Here is a 25,669-nt window from a genome sequence, read left to right on the forward strand (position 1 = left end):
CCTTCGCCCAGGGGCGTTTATCTGGGGCCGTTTATCTAAAGAGCTATTCCAGCAAACCTCTGTATCGGTTTTGCGGCCGGAATGCGTAATCAAAGAAGCGAGAGCATTTCCGGATTGGTCGGGCCGGAAACGCTTCTGTTTGTGGCGGAACCGGTTAAGCCGGTTCCCGCGTCATGACAAGGCTTGCATTCTGTCCGCCAAATCCGAAGGAGTTGGACAGAACTGCACTCACCTCAGCATCCCGCTTCACATTCGGCACCACATCGAGCGAAATGGTCGGATCGGGATTGTTGTAGTTGATCGTCGGCGGCAGCGTGCCGGTCAGCATCGTCTGCAGAGAGAACACGGCTTCTACCGCGCCAGCCGCCGTCAGCGTATGGCCGATCATCGACTTGTTGGAAGACAGCGGAATATTCTTCAGGCCTTCGCCGAAAACGGCCAGCATCGAGCCATATTCCATCTTGTCGTTCTCAGGCGTCGAGGTACCGTGGGCGTTGATATAGCCGATATCGCTTTCGGCCACGCCCGCATCGGCCAATGCCGCACGGATCGTCGCAATCGCCGGGCCGCCATCGGGTGAAGAGCGCGTGCGATGGAAGCTGTCGGCCTTTTCACCGGCGCCCTTGATGATGCCGAGAACCTTGGCCCCACGTGCAACAGCGGATTCCAGCGATTCCAGCACCAGTGTGGCTGCACCTTCGGCGATCACGAAACCGTCGCGGTCCTTGCTGAATGGCTTGGAGGCCTTTTCCGGCGGGTCGTTCTGGGTCGAAAGCGCGGAGAGAAGCGAGAAGCGGATCAGCGCCTCGGCGCTGACCGAACCGTCGGTCGCAACCGTCAGCGCCCGTTCGGTGCGGCCCTGGCGGATGGCCTCGACGCCGAGTTGGATCGCGGTCGCACCGGATGCACAGGCCGTGGACAGCGTGACGGGCAGGCCACGGGTACCGAAACGGTCGGAAAGACGTTCGGAAATCGCGCCGAACAGCGCCGCCTCCTGAAACGCCGGGTCGTGACGCTGGCGGAAGGCCGTCAGGAAACGCTCATAGGCATCGCCCGGCTGGGCGGCTGGCGGAGACCGGTCGGCAAGCTCGAAGCGGGCGCTCCATTCCGGCTCGATCGGCGGCGCGGCCAGAAACAGCGGGCCGTCGAAATCACCTGATATACCGGCCTGCGCGAGCGCCTCGATGGTGGTCTCACGCGCGAAGGCATAGGAACGCTCGACGGAATTCGGAACCGGAATATCGATGAAATCGACCGTGCCGCTGATGCGGGTCGAAAGCCCCTCGGTCGGAAAACGGGTGATCTTGTGGATGCCCGACTTGCCCGCCGTCAGCGCCGCCCAGTTATCGGCAAGCCCCTGCCCCAGCGACGTGATGATGCCCATGCCGGTGACGGCGACGATCGGGCGACCGAGATGATCCTTGAAATTGGAAGTCATGGTCTTTCTCCTCAAACGTCACGGGACAGAACGGCGACACCTTCGCCGCGCACATGGCCGACGGTGGTGACGACGGCTTCGCTGGCCGACTCGCCCATGGGCTTTTCCGCCTTGGCGTCGAAGGTAGGAACCTTGGCGCCGCTTTCAAGCGTAAGCGCAGCCAAAGCCAGGCCGAGCGGAAACTGCGCCTCAAGTCCGTGGCCGGTGACACCACCGAAACCGCGAATGGCGGCCTTGGGCAGGGTCTTTTCGAGAATATCCTTCTCGCGCCGGGTAACGTCGTCATAACCGCTTGCGCCGGAAAACACGACGGTCGCAGCACTATCCTTTGCCGGGGCAAGCAGGCGCTCCATGCGCTTTTCCATCTTGCCATCATCACGGCTGCCGCGATCGCCCTCGATGGCGTCGATGCGGGCATAAATGCGCGCGCCGCGTTCGCTGGCATGCTTGCGCGATTCCAGCACGAGGAATGCGCCAAGCGAACCGGAAATCATGCCGCCGCCGTTCTGGTTCTCACGCGACCACAGCGGCTGCCAGCCGCCCTGCGCATGTGCACCAATGGCTTCAAACAGCAGAATCATGTCGGGACGTTCCGCCGAGAAAGCGCCGCCCACCAGCGCATGGCTCGATTCGCCGGAGCGGATGCGGTGGAACGCGGTTTCAACGGCGGAAATGCCGGCCGCTTCCTCGCCCATGAAAGTGCGCGAAGAGCCGGTAACCTTGTGCACGATGGAAATATTGCCGGCCATCAGATTGGAAAGCTGGGCGAGAAACAGCGTCGGGCGCAGCTCCGTCGTCAGCTTCTCATTGAGAAGCTTTTCGCGGTCATTGCGCTTCAGCGCTTCGTCGACGATCAGCGTATCGACATTGATGTCGCGCTCACCGCCGCCGGCAGCAACGATCATGTCCATGGTGGCGCAGGCTTCGGCATTTTCCTTCAGACCGGCATCGTCGAGTGCCAGACCGGCGGCGAACACGCCGAGGCGCTGCCAGTTTTCCATCTGGCGCTGGTCGCCACGCTTGGCGATCTGCGCAGACCAGTCGATTTCCGGCATGGGATGGACCGGGTAGGGTTTGAACTTTTCGGTCTCAACCACCGTTTCAGGCGCCGCCGTTCCCGAAAGAAGCGCCACATGCGCCTGGCTTCCGACGCCGTGACAGGTCACGATGCCGACCCCTGTTATCACCACATCATTGTCAGATTTCATCGTCTGTCATCCTTTGCAGCCGGCCCCATCGAAACGGTCACGGCTATCCAACAGCGGTCGCGAACAACCACTTCATGCGTTGCGGAATAAAGCGCGCGATGCGGATTGGCAATGGCGAAGGCCCGATCCGCCGTCGCCAGCCCACGATTTTCGTGCTCAAAACCGGGCCGGCGCGAAAAACGCTCTCCTTCGAAACGGACGGAAACGCTTATTTCTGCGCATCCGCGGCAATCGCCGCCATCAGGCCGACTTCCTCGGCCCGCTTCTTGACGATAGGCCCAAGCGGGATTTCGCTGAAGGGCATGGTCCTGAGCTTAAGCTGCGCGTCGCATACCTTCTTGCCATCCGAGGTGATCTTCGCCTTGGTAACGGCAAAACCGGACCCGTCATGCTCCAGCACCGCCTCGATGTCGAGAACCGCGCCCGGCTCCACGAAAGTCCGCATCTTGGCGCCATCGACCGACATCAGGAACGGCATGGAGGCGAAATCGCTGAACGCCAGAACCAGCATGCCGGAAGCCTGCGCCATGGTCTCGATCAGAAGCACACCCGGAACCAGCGGCATGCCGGGAAAATGTCCCTCGAAAACCGGGCTTTTATCCGGAACGACGGACTGCGCCTTCAGCGTACGCGTCGCCATGTCCACGGCTTCGACCTTGTCGATCATCTGAAAATATTCAAGCAGCATTCGTCCGGCCCGTCTCTGGTCGGTTAGTCATGGTTTGCCCGCAGGCGGGAACAAAAGAAAATGCCCGCTGGAAGCGGGCATTGTCACATCAGCCCTTGGCTGCGCGCAATTCGTCGATCTTGGCGCAAAGGTTCTTCAGCACGAAATATTCTTCGGTGGAAACCTTGCCTTCGTTGACTTCCTGCGTCCACTGCTCGAGCGGAATCTTGATGCCGAATTCCTTGTCGATGGCGAAAACGATATCCAGAAAGTCGAGGCTGTCGATGCCCAGATCGTCGATCGTGTGGCTTTCCGGCGTAATGGTTTCGCGGTCGATTTCGCTGGTTTCGGCGATAATGTCGGCAACCTTGTCGAATGTAGCTGTCACGCCCATAATCCTTATTGTCGTTCGTATGAATTATCCTGTCTGACGCACCACATAGGCAAGTCGCACAAAAAAGCCAATGGTTTCGTGACGTAACTTTGAAATTTGCCCTGAAACTGTTGCCTAAACAGCAACCGAATGGCGGCCGCGTCCATTGCCGAGATAGGTGTCGAAGATTGCCGCGATATTACGGACAAAAGGCTTTCCCGCCTCCGTCACCGCAAAAATATCGGCGTCCAGCCGCACCACGCCGTCCCTGTCGAAGGCAGCAAAATGCTGTGCCTGCTTCGTCACGGAATGGCTGACCTTGCCGAAACGATGCCGCAGATCCGAGAGGTCGAGCGAGAAATCGCACATCAACCTTTCGATCACATGCGAACGCAGATGATCGTCCTCCGACAACTCAATTCCCTTGACGACGGCAAGACCGCCCTCGCCCGCCAGACGCTGATATTCCCCGGTCGCCGCCATGTTCTGCACATAACCCTGCGGCAACCTGCCGATCGACGATGCGCCAAGCCCGATCAGCGCATCGGCCGTATCGGTGGTATAGCCCTGAAAATTCCGCCGCAGCTCCCCGTCCTCGGCCGCCCGGCACAAGCTATCGGCAGGCTTGGCGAAATGATCGATGCCAACCGGCCTGTAACCCGCCTGTTTCAACATTTCTGCCGCCATCGTCATCTGCCGGTACCGTTCGGCAACATCCGGCAGGGCCTGTTCGGGGATCAGCGACTGGTGCTTTTTCATCCAGGGAACATGGGCATAGCCGAAAAGCGCGACCCGGTCGGGATTAAGCGATACGATCTTTCTGACCGTCTTCTCCAATGTCTCGCAGGTCTGGAACGGAAGCCCGTAGAGAATGTCGCAATTGACTGAATGAACGCCCCTCGCCCGAACGGCATCCACCACCGATTGCGTCTGCTCGAAGCTCTGTATCCGGTTGATGGTTTTTTGCACTTTGTCATCGAAATCCTGAACGCCGAGACTCGCCCGTGTCATGCCGATGGCCGCAAGCGCATCATACCGGCTGTCGTCGAGGTCGTTCGGATCCATTTCAACGCTGATTTCGGGCGCCAGCCCAAAGGTGAAATGACGCTTCAGACAGTCCATCAGGCTCACCATGTCATCAGGTCTCAGCATGGTTGGCGAACCGCCGCCAAAATGCACCGCGCTCACCACGGCATCGGGCGAAACCAGAGCGCCGACGGCCGCAATCTCCCGCTTAAGTGCCTCAATATAAACGGCAATCGGTTCGTATTTCAGCGTGTGCTTGGTGTGACAGGCGCAGAACCAGCACAGCCGGTCGCAATAGGGAATATGCAGATAAAGCGATATACGGTTCCGGTGGCCGAGCGCGCCCAGCCATTGCCGGTACGTACCACTATCGACTGCTTCGTGAAAATGCGGCGCGGTCGGATAGCTCGTGTAACGCGGCACGGCGCCCGAATATTTGCGAAGAAGTTCGGTATTCATCACCCGATTTGCCTTTTATCAAGAAAATGTCGATTTCCTCCCTTTCAGTAGCGGCTGCGACAGTTTGCAACTTTGACTTCAATCAAATCGCGCCTTAAGTTCTTGCTAAAGTAGACGCGGGGGCGACGGCTACACGGCGCAAGCCTCAGAGAGACCGGATTTTACACCCACGGTCGCGATCGTTCCGAAAAAGCCAGCATTGGAAAAGGCTTATGGACACGTTGCAGAAGACCATCCACAATTCGGAAGAACCCGTCATATGCCGCTCCTGCGAGGCGCGTCACGGCGGTCTTTGCAGCACCTTGACGCCACAGCAGCTTTGCGACCTCAGCCGTCATTCCAGCCGTAAAAAACTGGAAGCGGGCAATGAGCTGCTGGGCCAGGGGGAACTCGTCACCTCCTACGGCAATATTCTGAACGGCGTGGTGAAACTCTCGAAAATGATGTCGGATGGCCGCCAGCAGATCGTCGGCCTGCAATTCGCACCGGATTTTCTCGGCCGCCCGTTCATGGCGGAAAGCAAGATGACGGCGGAAGCGGCAACCGATGTGGAGATCTGTCTCTTTCCGCGCCGCGTCGTCGACCGGATGATTTCAGAGGTTCCGGACATGGAGCGCAAGCTCCATAGCCAGTCGTTGAAGGAGCTGGACGAGGCGCGCGACTGGATGCTGACGCTCGGGCGCAAATCCGCACAGGAAAAGGTTGCCAGCTTCCTTTATATGATCGCCACGCATATCGACCCGGAAAACGACGATAAATCGTCTTTCGACCTGCCGCTTTCACGCGCCGACATTGCCGATTTCCTCGGCCTCACCATCGAAACGGTGAGCCGGCAAATGACCAGGCTGCGCAAGGAAGACATCATCCGCATCGAGAACAACCGCCATATCACGGTGCCTGATCTCGGCGCGCTGAGCGACGCCGCCGGCAACGACTGACCGGCATCCCGCAAAGCTTTCATCGGCCCTGTAGGGACGGCGTTCCGATGTTGATGTAAGGCGCCCGCGCCTGTGCGGGTGCGAGCGCAAAACCGGCAAGAACCAGCAAAGCAGCGATGCATCTCATGATATTTCACCCTGTATGCCGCCTTTTCAGCGGCCTGTTTGTTATGTCTGCATCTTAAGTGGCAAACTCATCCATCCGCTTAACAACTTGGGTAAGCGGATGGTTCAAAGGCAGGGTAAAGAAGAGGTTATGGTGCTATGCCAGCATGATCCTTCAGCCTTAGATACCGCTGCTGCAATCTCGGCATCGCCGCGTGTTTCTTCTCCCCGCCGGGGAGAAGGTGGCCCGAAGGGTCGGATGAGGGGGCAACGTCAGCGATGAAGCGAGAGCTGGCCCCCTCATCCCGCTGCCGCGACCTTCTCCCCGGCGGGGAGAAGGCGACAAGACGCAATCGCTCGCTCCCCTCAGCCTCCAGGGGCGAAGGAAGGCCGCACGTTCCGAGCAATGCCTTGTAAAGTCAAATACTTAAGGGATAGTCCCCTCGACCGCAAACTGCGCGGAATAACCTCACTGCGAAGCAGCAGGCGTCGCAACCGGCTTCTGGTTTTCGCCAAGCGCCCGCAGTTCCGCGACCCGGCGCTTGTATTCGGCTTCCGAAATCTGGCCGTTGCGGCGTGCAGCACCGAGGCGCGACAGGTTTGATTCCATGGTGGAGGCCTCGTCGTCGCCCATCTGGGTGCCGGCAGCCGTCATCGGCGCTGAAAAGGTCGGATAGGTTCCTGTGTCGCGCTTCTGGCTCACCGCATTGTCGCTGACGGGGCGCGGACCGACGATTTCGGCGGTCGGGCGGCGCATATGCGCGGGGGCGACGATCGGTTCAGGTGCCTTGCAGGCAGCAAGCGTCGTGGCGACCATGACGCCGGACAGCGAAAGAACGGCGATTCTCGCGGCGTTTTCCACATATGTTCCCCATGTGCCCATGTGCTTGCCCATCGTCATGTTCCGCCTGTAAGGATATCTGCCGATATCGAATTCGACTGCGGTTCAGCCCTTTGCGGCCTCCCCTTGCTGGTGGAACTTGTATTCGTTTTCATGCAGAATGTGCAAACACAAATTTGGCGGAGGATGATGCATGGCGGGTGTTGACGGCGGCGCTGGAAAAAAGGGTGGCAAAACACCCGGTTTCGACGCCAGCTCAGCCGAGGCCTACCTGATCCGCGATCCGGAAACCTTCGCGGTCAACATTGCCCGTGCGCTTGAAAATCTTGGCAAGGCCGCGTCCGAATGGCTGGCGCCGCGCGAGCGGGGCGAAATCCCCCAGGCAAGCGCCGATCCAGTGACCGATCTCGTCAAGACGTTGTCCGATGTCGCCGAATACTGGATGGCAGAGCCGAAACGCTCTCTCGAAGCGCAGACCCATCTCCTCTCCAGCTATTACGAGCTGTGGGCAAAATCGGTGGCGCAGTTTTCCGGCGATGCCGATTCGGCCTCGGCGACGCCGGCCGAAAGCGGCCCTGCGGAGCGCCGCAACAGGCGTTTTGCCGATGCTGACTGGCAGGCCAATCCTTTTTTCGATTTTCTCCTCAAAGCCTATCAGACCACCGTCGGTTTTGCCGACCGGATGGTGACGGAGGCAGACGGCCTGGATGAACACACCCGCACCAAGGCGCTGTTTTACATGCGCCAGGTAACGGAGGCGCTCTCACCCGCCAATTTCGTCTTCACCAATCCGCAGGTCTTCCGCGAGACGGTCGCCTCCAGCGGCGCCAATCTCGTCAAGGGCATGGCGCAGCTGGCGGAAGATGTCGCGGCAGGCCATGGCCACCTGAAACTGCGCCAGACGGACTACAGCAAATTCATCATCGGCCAGAATATCGCCACAACCCCCGGCAAGGTGGTCGCGAAAAGCCCGCTCTGCGAGATTATCCACTACACACCGACGACGAAAAAGGTCTTCAAACGGCCGCTCCTGATCGTGCCGCCATGGATCAACAAATTCTACATTCTCGATCTCAATCCGCAGAAATCCTTCGTCGGCTGGTGCCTCGAGCAGGGCCATAGCGTCTTCATGGTCTCGTGGATCAACCCGGATGCCCAGCTGGCGGATAAAGGCTGGGAAGATTATATCCGCGAAGGCATCGATTTCGCCCTCGACACGATCGAGGAAAGGACCGGCGAAACGGAAATCAACGCGATCGGTTATTGCGTCGGCGGCACGCTTTTATCCTCGGCACTGGCGCTGCATGCGCAGGAAGACGACGGGCGCATCCGCAGTGCCACGCTGCTCGCCGCCCAGACGGATTTTGTCCATGCCGGCGACCTCAAGGTCTTCATCGATGAAGGCCAGCTTGCGGCGCTCGACAGGCATATGCAGGCGGTCGGTTACCTCGACGGCTCGATCATGGCCACCGTCTTCAACATGCTGCGCGCCTCCGATCTTATCTGGCCCTATGTGGTCGATAATTACCTGCGCGGCACGGAACCCCTGCCCTTCGATCTGCTCTACTGGAATTCCGATTCGACCCGGGTGACGGCCGCCAGTCACTCCTTCTATCTTCGCAATTGTTATCTCGACAACAATCTCGCCCGCGGGCTGATGCGCGTGGCAGATAAACGGATCAATCTCGGCGACATCAAAATCCCGGTCTATGATCTCGCCACCCGCGACGATCATATCGCCCCGGCAAAATCCGTCTTCACGGGGGCTGCCCTGTTCGGCGGGCCGGTGGAATTCGTGCTCGGCGCTTCCGGCCACATAGCCGGCGTCGTCAATCCGCCGCAGCTTGAAAAATACCAATATTGGACAGGCCCGTCACCGACCGGAGACTTTGATGCCTGGCAGGGCGCCGCCACCGCGCATAGGGGCTCCTGGTGGGTGCATTGGCAGAACTGGATCGAAAGCCAGAATGCTGAAAAGGTAAAGGCGCGAAAGCCGGAAGACGGCAAGCACCCCGTGCTTGGCGATGCGCCGGGAACCTACGTCCTTTCCTGACCACTTCCATCACCTAACATCTTTCAGGCCACATGTTCTTCACGCCCCCGCTCATTCCCGCCACGCTGATCGCCCGTTATAAACGCTTCCTGTTCGATGCCGTCCTGGAGGATGGCACCGCGATCACCGGCTCCTGCCCCAATACCGGCTCCATGCGCGGGCTGACGACGCCGGGCTCCCGCATCTGGCTGTCGGAACATGACAGCCCGACCCGCAAATACCGGCACATGCTGGAAATGGTCGAGGCCGATGGCACCACGGTCGGCATCAATACCGGCATGCCCAACCGGCTGGCGGAAGAGGCTATCCTGAACGGCCGGATTCCCGAACTCGGGGGCTATTCGACGATCCGGCGCGAACAGAAATATGGCCGCAATTCGCGTATCGACTTCCTGCTGTCCGAGCCCGGTCGGCCGGATGCCTATGTAGAAGTGAAGAACGTGCATTTCATGCGCGAGAAGGGGCTGGCCGAATTTCCCGATACGGCCACCAAACGCGGTGCGAAACATCTGGAGGAGTTGGGTGACGCAGCGGAAGCCGGTTATCGTTCGGTGATGCTCTATCTTATCCAGCGCGACGATTGCGAACGGATGCGCATCTGCGATGATCTCGATCCCGTCTATGCGCTGGCATTTCAGCGGGCCATGGCGCGCGGTGTGGAGGCCTATGCGGTGAAATGCGAGGTCTCCTCGGCACAAATTTCGGTCAGCGGAACGGTTAAGATGGACGAATGGCGTCCGGCTGTTTTATGAACAGGGACGTAAAGAGACAGAAAGCACTAAGATGGTCACCTATATCGACGCAGCCTCCGCCCCCCTCAAGAATACAGGCGTCATCCGCCTCTATAACTCTGAGGACTTCGACGGCATGCGCAAGGCGTGCCAGCTGACGGCGCGCTGCCTCGATGAACTTGCGGCAATCGTCAAGCCGGGTGTCACCACGGATGCCATCGATCGTTTCGTCTTCGAGTTTGGCGCCGACCACGGTGCGCTTCCGGCAACGCTGAATTATCGCGGTTATACGAAATCCGTCTGCACCTCGATCAACCATGTGGTCTGCCACGGCATTCCAGACGAAAAGCCGCTGCGCGACGGCGATATCGTCAATATCGATGTGACCTATGTGCTGGATGGCTGGCACGGCGATTCAAGCCGCATGTATCCGGTCGGCCAGATCAAGCGCGCCGCCGAGCGGCTGATGGAAGTGACCTATGAATGCCTGCTGCGCGGTATCGCGGCGGTGAAGCCCGGCGTGCGCACCGGCGCAATCGGCGCGGCGATCCAGGCCTATGCGGAAGCCGAGCGTTGCTCGGTGGTGCGCGACTTCTGTGGCCACGGTGTCGGACGCCTGTTCCATGACACGCCCAATATCCTGCATTACGGCCGTCCGGACGAAGGCCCGGAAATCCGCGAAGGCATGATCTTCACCATCGAGCCGATGATCAATCTCGGCAAGCCGCATGTGAAGGTGCTCTCCGACGGCTGGACGGCGGTGACGCGCGACCGTTCCCTTTCCGCGCAATATGAACATGCGGTCGGCGTCACGGCCACCGGCTGCGAAATCTTCACGCTGTCGCCCGGCGGCTTCGACCGTCCGGGCCTGCCGCCGCTTCCCCCCGCATAAGGCCAGACCGCCTATGGCAAAACGCCCCGCCCCGCCTTCCGCCGATCCTTCCCAAACGTCCGGCTTTCAGGCAGGCGAAGGCGATCTTTTCGACGGAGCGGATGAGCGCGGCTTTTTCGCCGAACCAAGAAGCGCCGCGAAAAAACCGGCCGCAGCTATTGCGGAACAGGAAGCGGATGCCGCCCATTTTCACGGCCACCGGGACCGGTTGCGGGCGCGCTACCGCGATGGCGGCGACACGGCGCTTGCTGACTATGAATTGCTGGAACTTTTGCTGTTCCGGCTCATCCCGAGACGCGATACCAAACCCATCGCCAAGGCGCTGATAGCCCGTTTCGGAACGCTGGGCGGCGTGCTCGGCGCGCCGCTGCCGCTCCTGCAGGAGGTAAAGGGCGTGGGCGAGGCCGTAGCACTCGACCTGAAGCTCGTCGCCTCCGTTTCCCAGCGCATGCTGAAAAGCGAAATCCGCAACAAGCAGGTTCTCGGCTCCTGGTCCTCTGTCATCGACTATTGCCATGCCGCCATGGCCCATGAAACGCGCGAGCAGTTCCGCATCCTGTTCCTCGACAAGCGCAATGTCCTGATCGCCGACGAGGTACAGGGCCAGGGAACCGTGGACCATACCCCGGTCTACCCGCGGGAAATCGTGCGCCGCGCGCTTGAACTTTCATCTACTGCATTGATTTTAATACATAATCACCCAAGTGGGGACCCCACCCCGTCCCGCGCGGATATCGAGATGACCAAAACCATCATCGATACGGCAAAGCCGCTCGGCATCACGGTTCACGACCACATCATCATCGGCAAGGACGGCCACGCAAGCTTCAAAGGCCTCCGGCTGATCTGAAGTAGAAGCGAGAGTTTAAGAAACGCTGCAACCCACAAGAGCGACATCAACACAAAATTAACACCTATAAATTAGCATTTCCGAAAATAATAAATCAAGGCATCGAACCTTGATGCCTGAAGGAACGGGGGTGCTTTATGTTTAATGGAGTGCGTTTCTTTCGCGATAGATCCGGCTCGTCGGCTGTCGAGTTCGCCATCGTCGCACCGATATTCTTTCTCGTCCTGCTCACCATGATCGCCTATGGCATTTATCTGATGGCGGCCTACTCGGTGCAGCAGATCGCCGCCGATGCGGCAAGAACGGCGGTTGCCGGGCTGAACACGACCGAGCGCCAGCAGCTGGCCCGGGATTTCGTCACCAAAAGCGACCTCAGCTACGCCTTCATGGACAAGAAGCGTTTCACCGTCGATGTCGCCACCGATCCCGCCAATGCCAATCAGTTCACGGTGAAGGTTGAATATGACGCCCGCGATCTGCCGATCTGGAGCCTCTACAGCTACACCCTGCCCGAGCCGGTCATCCGGCGTTTTTCCACCATCCGGATCGGAGGAGCATGACATGCGGACTATCCATTCCCTGCTTCCCGCTTTCCTGAAGGATCGGGCCGGCAACATCGCCATCTCGGCCGGGCTTACCGCGCCGCTTTTCATCGGCATATTGGCTCTCGGTGTCGATTACGGCTATCTGACCCTGCAAAAACGGCAATTGCAGCAGACCGCCGATCTCGCGGCCATATCGGCCGCCGCCAATGCCGCCGACGCCGAAAAGGCGGTGCAGCAATATTTCGCCCTCAACGGCATGGATCTCGGCGTCAAGACGGCGCAGGGCCTGTTGACCCCAGCGGGTCTGAAACCCTTCGATCCCTTGAACGAATTTGCCAGCAGCAAGGGTTACGCCCAGGTCATCAAGGGGCATTATGAACCCGATGCGACCATTCCCGTCGACCAGCGTTTTGTCGAAAACGCCCTGCCCACCAATGCGATCAAAGTGAACATCGTCGAGAAGGGGCAGATATTCTTCGCATCCGCCTTCACCACCCCGCCCAAGGTTTCGGCGGTCGGAACCGCCTCGTCCCAGAAGATCGCCGCATTTTCGGTGGGATCGCGGCTCGCAAGCCTCGACGATGGAATCCTGAACAGCCTGCTCGGCGGCCTGCTCGGCACCACGGTTTCGCTCAAGCTCATGGATTATCAGGCGCTGCTCGCTGCCGATGTCAACGCATTACATGTCGTCGAGGCGCTGGCCGTCGATCTCAAACTCACTGCCGGCACCTACAAGGATGTTCTGAAAACGGAAATCACCTATGGTCAGTTCCTGAATGCGCTGACGAAGACCACGGGCCTGCAGCCGGCTGTCGCCACCATTCTGACTGCGCTGCAAAAAACCGTCAACAAGAGCAATATCAAGCTCAAGCTCGAGGAAATCCTCAATCTCGGGCCGTTCTCCGACAAGCTGATCGGTAGCGGCGAAAACCTCAAGGTCACCGCCGGCGTCTTCGATCTCATCAATGCCGCCGCCGTGGCGGGCAATGGCGGCAACCAGCTGGCGCTCAATCTCAACGCCAACCTGCTGGGTCTCGCCTCGGTCAAGGCAACGCTTGCCATCGGTGAACCACCCGTCGAAACGCCGTCGCTCGCCGTCGGCGGTCCGGGCACCGTGGTCCGTACCGCGCAAACCCGGCTGGCGGTCAATGTCGTGGTCGATGGGCTTCAGGCGATTGCCGGCCTGAAGGTCAATGTTCCGCTCTATGTGGAAGTCGCCCACGCCGAAGCACGGCTTGCCGATATTCGCTGCACGGGCGGCGGACAGGGAACCGTCGATGTTGAGGTCGTCCCCGGCGTCGCGGAAATCGCCCTCGGTAATGTCGATACCTCGGCCTTCGCCAATTTCGGCAAGGACCCGCGCGTCACCAAGACAGCGATCGTGGATTCCGCACTGCTCGCCATCAATGGCAGCGCCCTCATCAACGCCACCAACATGAAGAAAACCAAGCTGACTTTCACGCAGTCGGATATCACTCAGGCAAAGATCAAGAGCGTCTCCACCAAGGACACCGTTACCACTCTCGTCAGTTCCCTGCTGAAGAACCTCGATCTGGATATCAGGCTCCTCTTCCTCAACCTCGATCTGGGAGGACTGGCGGGAATCCAGGCCGCGCTTGCCAATACGCTTTCGGTTGTCACGGCTCCGGTCGATCAGCTGCTCTACAACGTGCTTCTGGTTCTCGGCGTCAAGATCGGCGAGGCCGATGTACGGGTCACGGATGTTCGGTGCCAGCAGCCGGCGTTGGTGCAATAGTCAGCACCGCGCATGAAAAAGCCGCCGGATGGTCTCCCGGCGGCTTTTTTGTTTAAGGCTTTAATATCAGGCGTTGGCAATCGCCAGGCGCTTCTCGTCCCGGCCGCTCTTCATGCGCTCCGACAGAAGGAAGGCCAGTTCCAGCGCCTGATCGGCGTTGAGACGCGGATCGCAATGGGTGTGGTAACGGTCGGACAGCGAATCCGCCGTCACGGCGCGCGCGCCGCCCGTGCATTCCGTCACGTCCTTGCCGGTCATCTCGATATGGATGCCACCCGGATGCGTGCCTTCGGCGCGGTGAATCTGGAAGAAGCTTTCGACTTCCGACAGAATGCGCTCGAACGGACGCGTCTTGTAGTGGTTGAGCGTGATCGTGTTGCCATGCATCGGATCGCAGGACCAGACGACCTTGCGGCCTTCCTTCTCAACCGCACGGATGAGCTTCGGCAGGCTGTCCGCCACCTTGTCATGACCGAAACGGCAAATCAGCGTCAGGCGTCCAGCCTCGTTCGCCGGGTTCAGCGCATCGATCAGCTCGATCAGATTGTCTGGCGTCAGAGACGGACCGCACTTCAGGCCGATCGGGTTCTTGATGCCACGGAAATATTCCACATGCGCATGGTCAAGCTGACGCGTGCGGTCACCGATCCAGATCATGTGGCCGGAGGTGGCGTACCAGTCGCCCGAGGTGGAATCGACGCGGGTGAGCGCCTCTTCGTAACCCAGCAGCAGGGCCTCATGGCTGGTGAAGAAATCGGTCTCGCGCAGGCTCGGATTGTTCTCCGCGCTGATGCCGATCGCTTTCATGAAATCCATGGTTTCGGAAATCCGGTCGGCCAGCTTGCGGTAACGGTCCGCCTGCGGGCTGTCCTTGATGAAGCCGAGCATCCACTGATGAACGTTTTCAAGGTTGGCATAACCGCCCATTGCGAAGGCGCGCAACAGGTTCAGCGTCGCCGCCGACTGGCGATAGGCGTCAAGCTGACGCTCCGGGTTCGGAATGCGTGAGGCCTCGTTGAATTCGATGCCGTTGATGATGTCGCCGCGGTAAGACGGCAGCGTCACGCCATCCTGCGCTTCCACGTTGGAAGAGCGCGGCTTGGCGAACTGACCGGCAATGCGGCCAACCTTCACGACGGGCAGCTGCGCGCCATAGGTCAGCACAACGGCCATCTGCAGGAAAGCGCGGAAGAAGTCGCGGATATTGTCCGCGCCATGCTCAAGGAAACTTTCGGCGCAATCGCCGCCCTGCAGCAGGAAGGCGTTGCCTTCAGCCACATTGGCAAGCTGTTTTTTCAGGCGGCGGGCTTCACCGGCAAAAACCAGCGGCGGATAGGTCGCAAGCGTGGCTTCCGTTGCCGCAAGCGCTGCCGCGTCAGGATATTCGGGAACCTGCTGGATCGGTTTCTGCCGCCAGCTGCCGGGTGTCCAATTCTGTGCCATGTCCTTACCCTTTTTTCGACCACGCGACTGCCGCGCGACCGCCTCGAAAAATTGAGCGGCTTATAGCTCCATGCATCGCCTTTGCATAGCCGATCCCGGCGCCATACCGCTCAATCCGCCCGTTTTGAGCGTCTCAAGCGCATAAAAGTCAATTCAAACGATTTAACAAACCCGCCCCCACCCGAAAATCGTCTGTTTCGGGGGCGACGGGCAATTTTGACGCGCGATTATATCACGCTTGCGTCAGGGCTACACGCGCTCGCCATTCACCACGCGGTAGCTCGGCGAATACATCGTCACCAGCTCCTCGGCGGCTGTGGGATGAACCGCCATGGTACGGTCGAAATCATCCTTGGTGCAGCCGGCTTTCAGCGTGATACCGAGAAGCTGCGCCATCTCGCCCGCCTCGTGGCCGAGAATATGCACGCCCACAACTTTGCGGTCGCTGGCATTGACGATCAGCTTCATGATCGTCTTTTCCTGACGGCCGGAAAGCGTCGCCTTCATCGGCCTGAACTGGGCGCGATAGACTTCCAGTTCCGGATATTTCTTGCCCGCTTCCTCTTCCGAAAGACCGACAGTTCCGATTTCCGGCTGCGAGAACACCGCCGTCGCAATCAGCTCGTGATCCGGCTTGGTCGGGTTGTTCTTGTATTCGGTTTCGATGAAGCACATGGCCTCGTGGATCGCCACCGGGGTCAGCTGTACCCGGTCGGTGACGTCACCCAGCGCGAAGATATTCGGAACGTTGGTCCGCGAATAGTCGTCGACGATGATCGCGCCGCGCGCATCCAGCTTCACGCCGACGTTTTCGAGACCGAGGCCCTTCGTGTTCGGATCGCGCCCGAGCGCCAGCATCACCGTCTCGACGGAAAGAGTACCGTGGTTCTTGGTGCGGGCCTGTAATGCGCCCTCACCCTTCGTCACTTCTTCGATGACATCGCCGAGCAATATCTTGATGCCCTTGGCCTCCATGGCCTCGTGCAGACCCTTGCGCATGTCCTGATCGAAACGCGACAGGATTTCCTTGCCACGGTAGATCAGGGTCGTTTCGACGCCGAGCCCATGGAAGATATTGGCAAATTCGACCGCGATGTAACCGCCACCGGCAATCAGGATCGACTTCGGCAGCTCTTCCAGGTCAAAAGCCTCGTTGGACGAGATCGTCAGCTCATGGCCGGGCAGCGCCCTGTGCTCGTTCGGCGTGCCGCCGACGGCAATCACGATACGCTCGGCCGTGAAGGTCTCGCCGGTTTTCGTCAGCTTCACGGTATGGGCGTCGACCAATTCCGCCCGACTGTCGAAAATATCGGCCTTGGCGTTTTCCAGACCCTTGCGGTAGAGCCCTTCGAGACGGGTGATTTCCTTGTCCTTCGCCGCGATCAGCTTCTTCCAGTCAAAGCTGCGTTCACCGACGCTCCAGCCGAATCCTTCCGAATCCTCGAAATGCTCAGGGAATTGCGAGGCGTAGACGAGCAGCTTCTTCGGCACGCAGCCGCGAATGACGCAGGTTCCACCATAGCGGTATTCTTCAGCAATCCCCACGCGCTTGCCGAGCGAGGCCGCCACGCGGCCGCTGCGCACGCCGCCGGAGCCGCCACCGATGACGAAAAGATCGTAGTCATAAGCTGTCATAGTCAAAACCCCTGATCAAAACGACGCCATCAGCCTCAAGGCGAACGGTGGCGTCTTCACGGCACATATAGGTGCTGCAACGCACAAATGAAAAGCCCGGTCTTGCGACCGGGCTTTGAATATTTCTGAAGATAGTTTTTTTGACTAAGCATCGGATTCTCCGGAAACCGCATTACACTTTCCGGTCCGATGCTCAGCCTGTTCATTCAATCAGGGCTTGGGAGCCGCCGGAGCGCCGCCCGTGGCGTTCTGATCGGCCGGAAGCGGCTTGAGGTCAGCGCCGGCAACCTTCTGCAGTTCGGTCATGCTGGAAGCGTTCAGGTCGCGGTTGATGCCGGCGGCCCAGATATCGGCAGCCTTCATCAGTTCGCGCGTGGCGATCGGGCCGTCCTTCAGAAGCTTCTTGCCGGCTTCGCTGCTGTAGAAGGTGGAAATGGCGTTCAGCTCTTCAACGGTGAAGGCGCGCGCATAGGTAAGTGCAGCTTCACGCTCCAGATCGGCGCGGCGCGGCGCAAGCTCGAGCGCCTTGGCATCGACGGTCTCGGTGATCGCGTCCTGAACATTCGGCGATGCCTGGATGAGTTCGGCCTTCAGACGCTCCGCCAGACCCGGCAAGATGTCATCGAAACGGTCGGTTACGCCAAGAGAGGCGATCGCCTGCCGTGCGGCAGCAATATGCGCTTCCGAAATTTCCTGAGCGCGTGCGGCAGTACCGAACACGATGCCGGAAATAAGGATCGAAGCAGCGGCAGCTTTGCCCAGTCCCGCTAGTTTGATCATGAAAATCTCGCTCCTGTTATACTGCCTGCATCACGCGGGCGCCTTCAGGTCCCGCGATAATGGCAAGCGATGCCAAATTTATGAAAAGTCCGTGCTCGACAACACCGGGTATCGTGTTCAGCTCGCGTGCAAGCGCTTCTGCATCAGGAATACGGCCAAAAGATGCGTCGAGAATAAGGTGTCCGCCATCCGTCATGAAGGCGCCGTCGCCAGACGAACGCATCGTCAGCGTGCCCGAAAGGCCGGACCGCGCCGCCAGCTTCTCAATGGCGATCCGCGTCGCCACCTGGCCGAACGGGTTGATTTCGATGGGCAGCGGAAAGGCGCCGAGCGTCTCCACCACCTTGCTCTGGTCGGCAATCACGATCACGCGGGCAGATGCCGCCGCCACGATCTTTTCGCGCAGAAGCGCGCCGCCGCCGCCCTTCACAAGCCGCAGCGCATGGTCCACCTCATCGGCGCCGTCAATGGTCAGATCCAGTTCCGGCAACTCGTCGAGGGATTTCAGCGGCACTCCGAGTTCCACGCACAGCCGTGCGGTGCGCTCGGAGGTCGGTACGCCCTCGACTTTCAGACCGGCGGCAACCTTTTCCGCCAGCAGCCGCACGAATTCCTCAGCCGTTGAACCCGTGCCGATACCAAGCCGCATCCCGTCTTGAACATGGGACAATGCGGCCTCGGCGGCCTTGATCTTCATCTGGCGGGCATCCATGTGCCTGAAACTCCGGTAGCTTTGTCGTCGCCGTGCTGTTTACACGGGTCGAAAGCCAAACGAAAGCCTTTTTCAAGCCAACGAACAGAACGTTGTGGTGCGGTTGCAAAGACAAGGCCGTTTGCCTAGGCTTGGCGCGAATGAAAGCACCGATAGCTTCACCAGAAGCATACCCAAGAGGCCCGTTTCCGTGACATCCCGCCCGCTCTCCCCACTCGCCATCTTCGACCTCGACGGCACGCTGGTCGACACCGCCGCCGATCTCGTCTCGAGCCTCAATCACACCATTGCCGCCGCCGGCCTTGCCCCCGTCACCTATGAAGACCTGACCCACCTCGTCGGCCAGGGCGCGCGTGTGATGATCAAGCGCGCCTTCGCGCTTCGCGAGACAGAACTGCCGGAAGCCGAAATCGAGCCGCTCTATGAACGCTTCATCACCCATTACCGCGCCGAAATGCCCGGCGAAAGCCGCCCCTATCCCGGCATCATCAACACGTTGGATGCGCTGTCGGCCGCCGGCATCACGCTTGCCGTCTGCACCAACAAGACGGAAATCCTCGCTTTGCCGCTACTCGAAAAGCTGGGCCTCACCCAATATTTCGCCGCCATCACCTGCGGCGATACGTTCGAATTCCGCAAGCCGGATGCCCGCCATATTCTCGGCACCATCGAAAAAGCCGGCGGCGATGTCCAGCGCTCCATCATGGTCGGCGACAGCATCAACGACATTCTCGCCGCAAAGAACGCCGCTGTCCCGTCGATCGGCGTGACCTTCGGTTATTCGGATGTGCCGATGGTTGAACTGGAGCCGGATGTGGTGATCGACGATTTCGCCGCGCTGACGCCGGCGCTGTTCGAAGAACTGGTTGCGAAGGGTGCAGCGGCCGCCTGAGAGGCTGGACCAGACAAGTGGAGCGCCAGAGAACGGCGATTCCGACGTCAATGAGAGCTGAACAACCTCTCTTCCGTCATGCCGGACTAGATCCGGCATCCAGCCACGGCGCGTCTGCGCCGTGAGAAGAGAGTCTCGTGCGATCAAGGACTTGATCGCGCTGGACCCCGGATCAGGTCCGGGGTGACGGAGTACGGTGTTGCCGTTAACGCCAAATGTAGCTGACGGACTCCGGCACCAAACAAATTGGGCAGGCCTTTCCTTCAAACAAAAAAGCGCCGTTTCCGGCGCTTTTTTCTCGATGCTATTCTGATCAGATCGACGCGGCCCGCGCCTTCGTCGTCACGGAAAACGCCTTCTGCACATAGCTGTCGCGGTCATAGACATCGTCGAAGAACTGCACCTTGCCGTCCTTGTCCGGCCAGGCGGTGAAATAGGCCACATACACCGGAACCTTCTCCGGCACCTGCACGGCGCGGTTCTTGCCAGACGCGATCTGCTCGCCGACCTTTTCGACACTGGTGCCGAGAACGGCAGCCGCCATGCGGCGCGGCTCGACCAGGCGGATACAGCCATGGCTCAGCGCCCGCATGTCGCGGTTGAAGAAGCTCTTGGCGGGCGTATCGTGCATGTAGATGGCATGCGCGTTGGGGAACAGGATTTTCAGGTCGCCCAGCGCATTGTCACTGCTTGGCGGCTGGCGAACCGAAACCGCATTGGTCGAGCCGTACCAGTTGACGCTGGTGGAGGAGACCGCACGGCCGCCCACCTGAACCTCATAACCCAGCCGGTCGAGATAAGACGGGTCGCGGCGCAGCTTCGGCAGCATCTCGTTGACGATGATCGACTGCGGCACGCCCCAATAGGGGTTGAACTCGACAGTCTGGATCTCGTCCTGGAAGAAATAGGTCTGGTTGGCCTTGGAGCCGACCACGACCTTCATGCCGAACTGTTCTTTGCCCTCATTGTGGTAATAGGCCATGAAAGCGGGCTGGTTGATGAAGACATAGCGCTGGCCGAGATCGGCCGGCAGCCAGCGGACCTGCTCCATCGCCACCTGTACCTTGGTAATCTTCGTGTCGTTGCTTTCGCCGACCATGGCGCGCACGGTAGCGCGGCCGATGACGCCGTCCGGCTTCAGACCGTTCTCGCTCTGGAACGCCTTCACCAGATCAACGAGATCGGGCGTATAGTCAGGCGTCTGCTGATAAGCGGAAATGATGGCCGCATGTTCAGCCTTGAAGGCGGGCGAAGCGCGGTGTTCGATGGCCTTGACGACATTGGCCATATCCGCGCTGCTGTTACCGGGCTTCAACACCAGATCGGCCGGAACGCGCACGACATGCGCCGCATCGCCCTCACCGCGTAGGCGTACTAGTTCCGCCTTCAACGCAAGATACTCGGTGCTGGACGGTTCACGGCTGCGCAGATAGGCGGCAACATCGGGGCTCAAGCCAGCCAGTTTCAGCACGGGAGCGAGGTTCACCGTCTTGCGCTTGAAATCATGATAGCCCGACAGCCGGTTCGGATCGACGCGGCCACGGGTGGTGTCCTGCACATAGGCCAGAACCTTGGCCGAGAGCGCCAGCTCGAACTGCATCTGCGCCCGCTGATAGGCATCGGAGGCCGACGCGGACGCCGTTTCCACCGGCGTGCCTGTGGCCGTCGTACCGGCTGCATTGCTGCTGATGCTGGCGGTCACGTCTTTTGCCGGTGCGGAAATGCTGTAATCGGCCGGATCAAGGCCACTTTCACCAACCGTTTCGAAGAAAGCGATGGTGGCGTTTGCCCGGTCTGTCAGTTCGCCTTCGGAAACCCAAAGCGTCTTGCCGCCCGCGCCATAATAGGCTTCGAGCGCCTTGGCGATTTCGGGAGTGGCGCTGAACTTCAGATTGGCGAGGCCCTCACCGAAATTCGCCGTATTCACCGCACGGGCCGTATCCGCCTTGTAATCGTAATAACGCGGGCCGGAAACGCGCGGCAGGGGCTCGGGATCGGAGGCATCGGCGCTCGGTCCTGAAACCGACGGCGATGTGACGATGCCGGCCGGCGGCAACTCACCGCGATCGCGCGCAACCTTGCCCGGGCCGCCGCGCAGAAGGTCCATCAGCGTTACCGCGCCGGCGCTGCCGGGAAGAGCGGTAGAGACGCAAAGACCGAGAGCCAGCACCAGCGCTGCCGATGATTTTCCAGAAGTGACTTGCAATTTGATCCTCGTAGCACCCCAGCACCGCCAGTCAAACGGCGGGCATCAGTTTCATGCCTGTCTAGCCGATCGACGGCCCGTTGAAAAGAAAACGCCCAAAGCCCACAACCATGCCGAAATGAACCTTATGATACAGCCAAAGCCGTAAAAACGTAATTTCCAGAATTGGCGAGAATGGTTAAATTTCTATTTATTTCATTAACTTTGCCACAGGCGGCCAAGCGCCCCGCCCGCTCCTGAAACACCGGTTTTCCGGCCATTTGAGGACGTAGTAAAAATGACACGCCGCGGCCTTTTTCTCCCTTAGGCGATCCGCACCCCGGAATCGCTTTTGCACGACCGGAAATATCTGCCTCTACCGCATTGCAGCGCTTTCATTGCCGGCGCGATGATTCTATATATCGGCCGCGCAAGGCGGGCGAAGGCGCCGTTTTGGCGGAGGAAAACAAGTAAAAAGGCAAGATTGATGACAGCCACACGGACGGAAACCGATACATTTGGACCCATTGAAGTTCAGGCCGATCGCTATTGGGGCGCGCAGGCGCAGCGCTCGCTCGGCAACTTCAAGATCGGCTGGGAAAAGCAGCCCGCCTCTGTCGTTCGTGCGCTGGGCATCGTCAAGCAGGCAGCCGCCCGCGCCAACATGGCGCTGGCAGGCCTCGACCCCAAGGTCGGCGACGCCATCATCGCCGCCGCACAGGAAGTCATCGACGGCAAGCTGACCGAGCATTTCCCGCTCGTCGTCTGGCAGACCGGCTCCGGCACCCAGTCCAACATGAACGCCAATGAGGTGATCTCCAACCGCGCCATCGAAATGCTCGGCGGCGAAATGGGCACCAAGAAGCCGGTCCATCCGAACGACCACGTCAATATGAGCCAGTCCTCGAACGACACCTACCCGACGGCGATGCACATCGCCTGCGTGGAAGAAATCGTCCACCACCTGCTGCCGAACCTCAAGCACCTGCACAAGGCGCTGGAAGCCAAGGTCAAGCAATTCGAAAAGATCATTAAGATCGGCCGTACCCACACGCAGGATGCGACCCCGCTGACGCTCGGCCAGGAATTCTCCGGTTATGCCGCGCAGGTCGCCTCCGCCATCGCAAATATTGAAACCACCCTGCCCGCGCTCTCCAAGCTCGCTCAGGGCGGCACGGCCGTCGGCACGGGCCTCAACGCCCCCATCGGTTTCGCCGAAAAGGTCGCCGAGGAAATCTCCACGATCACTGGCCTGCCCTTCGTGACCGCGCCGAACAAGTTCGAGGCGCTCGCCTCGCACGATTCCATGGTCTTCTCGCATGGCGCGATCAACGCGGCTGCTGCTGCGCTGTTCAAGATCGCCAACGACATCCGCTTCCTCGGCTCCGGCCCGCGCGCCGGCCTCGGCGAGCTCTCGCTGCCGGAAAATGAACCCGGCTCGTCGATCATGCCGGGCAAGGTCAACCCGACCCAGTCCGAAGCGCTGACCCAGGTCTGCGCCCACATCTTCGGCAACAATGCGGCCCTTTCCTTCGCCGGTTCGCAGGGCCACTTCGAGCTCAACGTCTACAACCCGATGATGGCCTACAACTTCCTGCAGTCGGTCCAGCTTCTGGGTGATGCGGCCGTTTCCTTCACCGACAATTGCGTCGTCGGCATCGAGGCCCGCGAGGACAATATCAAGAAGGGCGTCGAAAACTCGCTGATGCTCGTCACTGCGCTGAACAGCAAGCTCGGCTACGACATCTGCGCCAAGATCGCCAAGACGGCACACAAGAACGGCACGACGCTGCGCGACGAGGCCGTTGGTGGCGGATACCTCACCAACGAGGAATTCGACCAGTATGTGCGCCCGGAAAACATGATCGGCCCGAAGTAAGCCTGTTTGAATCGTGCTGAAATGAAAACAGGCCTTCGGGCCTGTTTTTTTGGGGGGGGGCATGAGGGGTGCGACGATGGCGCTCAGACTCCACAGAACTTCAATCTGAGCGGGGATAACATTGAAATATACGGGCATTATCCTTATTGCCGTAATGGCTCTAGCGTCGTGCAATACACTTGGACCCTACAACACCCCAGAGATACGCCGCGTCGCGTCAACCGGGAGCGCATTAGGCAAATGCTTGCAGCGGACCGCAAAGTCGTTTCTTGTTTCAAACAAAAATCCGCAAAAAGTCGCTTCAATGCTTGATAACGCATGCATGTCGGAACGAAAGGCAGCGTTGGATGCCAAGCGTGCGGCAGGTTTGCCGGTGAGCTATTTCGATTATGGAAAAGGGCGACACGAAGTCTCATTATATTGGGCGCACAATGCACAGTGGATTCAAGAATAAGCGGACCACAACCAAAAACCTCTGTGTAAAGAGGTCAGTATCTGAAACTCATGGCGGCAATCTTTAATGCACAATAAAAAGGGCCGCTTTCGCGACCCTCTTCGTATTCTGCAAACCGTCAAACCAGCCGGCTCTGTTCCACCGCCGCTTCGATAAAGCTCGCAAAAAGCGGATGCGGGTCAAGCGGGCGGCTCTTCAGTTCCGGGTGGTACTGAACGCCGATGAACCACGGGTGGTCAGGATATTCCACGGTTTCCGGCAGGACGCCATCCGGAGACATGCCCGAGAAGACCAGGCCGCATTCTTCCAGCCGGTCCTTGTAGTCCACATTCACCTCGTAGCGGTGACGGTGGCGCTCGGAAATGTCAGTGGTGCCGTAGATATCGGCGATCTTGGTGTCTTTCTTCAGCGCCGCCTTGTAGGCGCCGAGACGCATCGTACCGCCGAGATCGCCCTTGGAGGAACGCTTCTCCAGCTCGTTGCCCTTGACCCATTCGGTCATCAGGCCGACGACCGGCTCAGAGGTCGGACCGAATTCGGTCGAGGAGGCATTTTCGATGCCGGCGAGGTGACGGGCCGCTTCCACGACCGCCATCTGCATGCCGAAGCAGATGCCGAAATAGGGCACGTTGCGCTCACGCGCGAACTGCGCCGCCATGATCTTGCCTTCCGAACCGCGCTCGCCGAAGCCGCCGGGCACCAGAATGCCGTTGACCTTTTCGAGATAGGGCGTCGGATCTTCCTTTTCGAAGACTTCCGACTCGATCCACTCGAGCTTCACCTTGACGCGGTTGGCGAAACCGCCGTGATGCAGCGCCTCGATCAGCGACTTATAGGCATCCTTGAGGCCGGTATATTTGCCGACGATGGCAATGGTAACTTCGCCTTCCGGCGTGCGGATGCGGTTGCAGACCTCTTCCCACTGTTCAAGACGCGGCTTCGGCGCAGGCTCGATGCCGAAAGCGGCCAGCACTTCCGAATCGAGGCCTTCCTTGTGGTAGGCAATCGGAACGTCATAGATATTCGCCACATCCAGCGCCTGAATGACGGCGGAAGGACGCACGTTGCAGAACAGCGAAAGCTTGCGGCGTTCCGCTTCCGGGATTTCCCGGTCGGCGCGCACCAGCAGAATGTCGGGATGAATGCCGAGCGCCTGCAGTTCCTTCACGGAATGCTGGGTCGGCTTGGTCTTCAATTCACCAGCCGCCGGAATATAGGGCATCAGCGTCAGGTGAAGATAGATCGCCGTGCCGCGCGGCAGGTCGTTGCCGAGCTGACGGATCGCCTCCATGAACGGCATCGCCTCGATGTCACCCACCGTGCCACCGATCTCGCAGATGACGAAGTCGTAATCGTCATTGCCTTCGATCACGAAATCCTTGATCTCGTTGGTGACATGCGGAATGACCTGAACGGTTGCGCCGAGATAGTCGCCGCGCCGTTCCTTGTCGATGATGTTCTTGTAGATGCGACCGGTGGTGATGTTGTCGGTCTTGGTGGCCGAACGCCCCGTGAAGCGCTCGTAGTGGCCAAGGTCGAGGTCCGTCTCGGCACCGTCATCCGTCACGAACACTTCGCCGTGCTGTGTCGGGCTCATGGTGCCGGGATCGACGTTCAGATAGGGGTCGAGTTTACGAAGCCGCACCCGATAACCACGGGATTGCAACAAAGCTCCGAGTGCTGCCGCGGCGATGCCCTTACCTAGAGAGGAGACCACGCCGCCTGTGATGAATACATATCGCGCCATGGGATTCACCGGATACCTTTTTACCTCTGATTCCGCCAGCCCAAATTTCATGCTGTTGCA

General features: G+C 59.6%; 22 protein-coding genes. 10 read left to right on the top strand and 12 right to left on the bottom strand.

The features are described 5' to 3' along the window. Positions 1–154: 154 nt before the first annotated feature. The 5 genes from AC1ROR_RS05335 to hemN all read right to left on the bottom strand — a co-directional run bounded on the left by AC1ROR_RS05335 (position 155) and on the right by hemN (position 5,171). Positions 155–1,438 (bottom strand): beta-ketoacyl-ACP synthase, encoded by a 1,284-nt coding sequence (locus tag AC1ROR_RS05335; protein WP_498588807.1) that lies wholly within the window; start codon positions 1,436–1,438, stop codon positions 155–157. Between the two features lie 11 nt (positions 1,439–1,449). After that, the gene (locus tag AC1ROR_RS05340) at positions 1,450–2,646 is read right to left on the bottom strand and encodes a beta-ketoacyl-ACP synthase (protein WP_498588808.1); all 1,197 of its coding nucleotides are present in this window, start codon (positions 2,644–2,646) and stop codon (positions 1,450–1,452) included. A 208-nt stretch (positions 2,647–2,854) separates the two neighbouring features. Beyond that, on the bottom strand, positions 2,855–3,334 hold the full coding sequence (locus AC1ROR_RS05345) for a 3-hydroxyacyl-ACP dehydratase FabZ family protein (RefSeq protein ID WP_080816951.1): 480 nt from the start codon (positions 3,332–3,334) through the stop codon (positions 2,855–2,857). An 88-nt stretch (positions 3,335–3,422) separates the two neighbouring features. Beyond that, on the bottom strand, positions 3,423–3,707 hold the full coding sequence (locus AC1ROR_RS05350; protein WP_003495848.1) for an acyl carrier protein: 285 nt from the start codon (positions 3,705–3,707) through the stop codon (positions 3,423–3,425). Between the two features lie 114 nt (positions 3,708–3,821). Beyond that, a complete protein-coding gene (gene hemN / locus AC1ROR_RS05355) occupies positions 3,822–5,171 on the bottom strand; it encodes an oxygen-independent coproporphyrinogen III oxidase (protein ID WP_498588809.1) in 1,350 nt (449 codons plus the stop codon). Between the two features lie 212 nt (positions 5,172–5,383). Between hemN and fnrN the strand changes: the two genes are divergently transcribed. Further along, a complete protein-coding gene (gene fnrN, locus AC1ROR_RS05360) occupies positions 5,384–6,109 on the top strand; it encodes a transcriptional regulator FnrN (protein WP_498588810.1) in 726 nt (241 codons plus the stop codon). A gap of 574 nt (positions 6,110–6,683) precedes the next feature. Here fnrN and AC1ROR_RS05365 read toward each other — a convergent pair. Next, a complete protein-coding gene (locus AC1ROR_RS05365; protein WP_498588811.1) occupies positions 6,684–7,109 on the bottom strand; it encodes a hypothetical protein in 426 nt (141 codons plus the stop codon). A 139-nt stretch (positions 7,110–7,248) separates the two neighbouring features. On the opposite strand from AC1ROR_RS05365, the gene AC1ROR_RS05370 reads away from it, so the two are divergent. From AC1ROR_RS05370 to AC1ROR_RS05395, 6 genes are all read left to right on the top strand, one after another. After that, positions 7,249–9,108 (top strand): PHA/PHB synthase family protein, encoded by a 1,860-nt coding sequence (locus AC1ROR_RS05370; RefSeq protein ID WP_498588812.1) that lies wholly within the window; start codon positions 7,249–7,251, stop codon positions 9,106–9,108. 32 nt (positions 9,109–9,140) lie between these two features. Beyond that, complete coding sequence (sfsA, locus tag AC1ROR_RS05375) at positions 9,141–9,860, top strand: DNA/RNA nuclease SfsA (protein ID WP_498588813.1); 720 nt, start codon at positions 9,141–9,143, stop codon at positions 9,858–9,860. 31 nt (positions 9,861–9,891) lie between these two features. Further along, a complete protein-coding gene (gene map, locus AC1ROR_RS05380) occupies positions 9,892–10,731 on the top strand; it encodes a type I methionyl aminopeptidase (protein WP_035223263.1) in 840 nt (279 codons plus the stop codon). 13 nt (positions 10,732–10,744) lie between these two features. Then, positions 10,745–11,581, top strand: coding sequence for a RadC family protein (gene radC, locus AC1ROR_RS05385; protein WP_498588814.1), 837 nt, complete (start codon positions 10,745–10,747; stop codon positions 11,579–11,581). 137 nt (positions 11,582–11,718) lie between these two features. Further along, positions 11,719–12,141, top strand: coding sequence for a TadE/TadG family type IV pilus assembly protein (locus tag AC1ROR_RS05390; RefSeq protein WP_035223257.1), 423 nt, complete (start codon positions 11,719–11,721; stop codon positions 12,139–12,141). Position 12,142: 1 nt separating this feature from the next. Continuing rightward, positions 12,143–13,882, top strand: coding sequence for a TadG family pilus assembly protein (locus AC1ROR_RS05395; RefSeq protein ID WP_498588815.1), 1,740 nt, complete (start codon positions 12,143–12,145; stop codon positions 13,880–13,882). 66 nt (positions 13,883–13,948) lie between these two features. Here the strand turns inward: AC1ROR_RS05395 and AC1ROR_RS05400 are convergent, their stop codons facing one another. The 4 genes from AC1ROR_RS05400 to rpiA all read right to left on the bottom strand — a co-directional run bounded on the left by AC1ROR_RS05400 (position 13,949) and on the right by rpiA (position 18,452). Beyond that, complete coding sequence (locus AC1ROR_RS05400; protein WP_142173610.1) at positions 13,949–15,325, bottom strand: class II 3-deoxy-7-phosphoheptulonate synthase; 1,377 nt, start codon at positions 15,323–15,325, stop codon at positions 13,949–13,951. Between the two features lie 249 nt (positions 15,326–15,574). Beyond that, positions 15,575–16,960 (bottom strand): glutathione-disulfide reductase, encoded by a 1,386-nt coding sequence (gene gor, locus AC1ROR_RS05405; RefSeq protein ID WP_080834561.1) that lies wholly within the window; start codon positions 16,958–16,960, stop codon positions 15,575–15,577. Positions 16,961–17,170: 210 nt separating this feature from the next. Continuing rightward, positions 17,171–17,740, bottom strand: a complete 570-nt coding sequence (locus AC1ROR_RS05410) for a DUF2059 domain-containing protein (RefSeq protein WP_035223246.1) — start codon at positions 17,738–17,740, stop codon at positions 17,171–17,173. A gap of 16 nt (positions 17,741–17,756) precedes the next feature. Beyond that, positions 17,757–18,452, bottom strand: a complete 696-nt coding sequence (gene rpiA / locus AC1ROR_RS05415) for a ribose-5-phosphate isomerase RpiA (protein ID WP_003495827.1) — start codon at positions 18,450–18,452, stop codon at positions 17,757–17,759. A 190-nt stretch (positions 18,453–18,642) separates the two neighbouring features. On the opposite strand from rpiA, the gene AC1ROR_RS05420 reads away from it, so the two are divergent. Then, positions 18,643–19,344 carry an HAD family hydrolase gene (locus AC1ROR_RS05420; protein WP_498588816.1) on the top strand — a complete coding sequence of 234 codons (702 nt, stop codon included), beginning with the start codon at positions 18,643–18,645 and terminating at the stop codon, positions 19,342–19,344. Positions 19,345–19,657: 313 nt separating this feature from the next. Here the strand turns inward: AC1ROR_RS05420 and AC1ROR_RS05425 are convergent, their stop codons facing one another. Continuing rightward, entirely contained in the window at positions 19,658–21,550 is a 1,893-nt protein-coding gene (locus AC1ROR_RS05425; protein ID WP_498588817.1) for a L,D-transpeptidase family protein, read from the bottom strand. A 466-nt stretch (positions 21,551–22,016) separates the two neighbouring features. On the opposite strand from AC1ROR_RS05425, the gene fumC reads away from it, so the two are divergent. Further along, the gene (gene fumC / locus AC1ROR_RS05430; RefSeq protein WP_498588818.1) at positions 22,017–23,408 is read left to right on the top strand and encodes a class II fumarate hydratase; all 1,392 of its coding nucleotides are present in this window, start codon (positions 22,017–22,019) and stop codon (positions 23,406–23,408) included. Between the two features lie 121 nt (positions 23,409–23,529). After that, complete coding sequence (locus AC1ROR_RS05435) at positions 23,530–23,862, top strand: hypothetical protein (protein ID WP_155246281.1); 333 nt, start codon at positions 23,530–23,532, stop codon at positions 23,860–23,862. A gap of 118 nt (positions 23,863–23,980) precedes the next feature. On the opposite strand, the gene pyrG is transcribed toward AC1ROR_RS05435, so the two are convergent. After that, positions 23,981–25,609, bottom strand: a complete 1,629-nt coding sequence (gene pyrG, locus AC1ROR_RS05440) for a CTP synthase (protein ID WP_035223457.1) — start codon at positions 25,607–25,609, stop codon at positions 23,981–23,983. Between the last annotated feature and the right edge of the window lie 60 nt (positions 25,610–25,669).

The sequence above is a fragment of the Agrobacterium sp. GW821-FHT14E08 genome (assembly GCF_058803865.1).

What these genes read in the sequence shown, in the direction of transcription:
- AC1ROR_RS05365 (WP_498588811.1), bottom strand. Translation starts at nt 7,109, where the DNA reads ATGGGCAAGCACATGGGCACATGGGGAACATATGTGGAAAACGCCGCG.
- fumC (WP_498588818.1), top strand. Translation starts at nt 22,017, where the DNA reads ATGACAGCCACACGGACGGAAACCGATACATTTGGACCCATTGAAGTT.
- AC1ROR_RS05370 (WP_498588812.1), top strand. Translation starts at nt 7,249, where the DNA reads ATGGCGGGTGTTGACGGCGGCGCTGGAAAAAAGGGTGGCAAAACACCC.
- pyrG (WP_035223457.1), bottom strand. Translation starts at nt 25,609, where the DNA reads ATGGCGCGATATGTATTCATCACAGGCGGCGTGGTCTCCTCTCTAGGT.
- AC1ROR_RS05335 (WP_498588807.1), bottom strand. Translation starts at nt 1,438, where the DNA reads ATGACTTCCAATTTCAAGGATCATCTCGGTCGCCCGATCGTCGCCGTC.
- rpiA (WP_003495827.1), bottom strand. Translation starts at nt 18,452, where the DNA reads ATGGATGCCCGCCAGATGAAGATCAAGGCCGCCGAGGCCGCATTGTCC.
- fnrN (WP_498588810.1), top strand. Translation starts at nt 5,384, where the DNA reads ATGGACACGTTGCAGAAGACCATCCACAATTCGGAAGAACCCGTCATA.
- AC1ROR_RS05340 (WP_498588808.1), bottom strand. Translation starts at nt 2,646, where the DNA reads ATGAAATCTGACAATGATGTGGTGATAACAGGGGTCGGCATCGTGACC.
- hemN (WP_498588809.1), bottom strand. Translation starts at nt 5,171, where the DNA reads ATGAATACCGAACTTCTTCGCAAATATTCGGGCGCCGTGCCGCGTTAC.
- map (WP_035223263.1), top strand. Translation starts at nt 9,892, where the DNA reads ATGGTCACCTATATCGACGCAGCCTCCGCCCCCCTCAAGAATACAGGC.
- radC (WP_498588814.1), top strand. Translation starts at nt 10,745, where the DNA reads ATGGCAAAACGCCCCGCCCCGCCTTCCGCCGATCCTTCCCAAACGTCC.
- sfsA (WP_498588813.1), top strand. Translation starts at nt 9,141, where the DNA reads ATGTTCTTCACGCCCCCGCTCATTCCCGCCACGCTGATCGCCCGTTAT.
- AC1ROR_RS05345 (WP_080816951.1), bottom strand. Translation starts at nt 3,334, where the DNA reads ATGCTGCTTGAATATTTTCAGATGATCGACAAGGTCGAAGCCGTGGAC.
- AC1ROR_RS05350 (WP_003495848.1), bottom strand. Translation starts at nt 3,707, where the DNA reads ATGGGCGTGACAGCTACATTCGACAAGGTTGCCGACATTATCGCCGAA.
- gor (WP_080834561.1), bottom strand. Translation starts at nt 16,960, where the DNA reads ATGACAGCTTATGACTACGATCTTTTCGTCATCGGTGGCGGCTCCGGC.
- AC1ROR_RS05395 (WP_498588815.1), top strand. Translation starts at nt 12,143, where the DNA reads ATGCGGACTATCCATTCCCTGCTTCCCGCTTTCCTGAAGGATCGGGCC.
- AC1ROR_RS05400 (WP_142173610.1), bottom strand. Translation starts at nt 15,325, where the DNA reads ATGGCACAGAATTGGACACCCGGCAGCTGGCGGCAGAAACCGATCCAG.
- AC1ROR_RS05410 (WP_035223246.1), bottom strand. Translation starts at nt 17,740, where the DNA reads ATGATCAAACTAGCGGGACTGGGCAAAGCTGCCGCTGCTTCGATCCTT.
- AC1ROR_RS05390 (WP_035223257.1), top strand. Translation starts at nt 11,719, where the DNA reads ATGTTTAATGGAGTGCGTTTCTTTCGCGATAGATCCGGCTCGTCGGCT.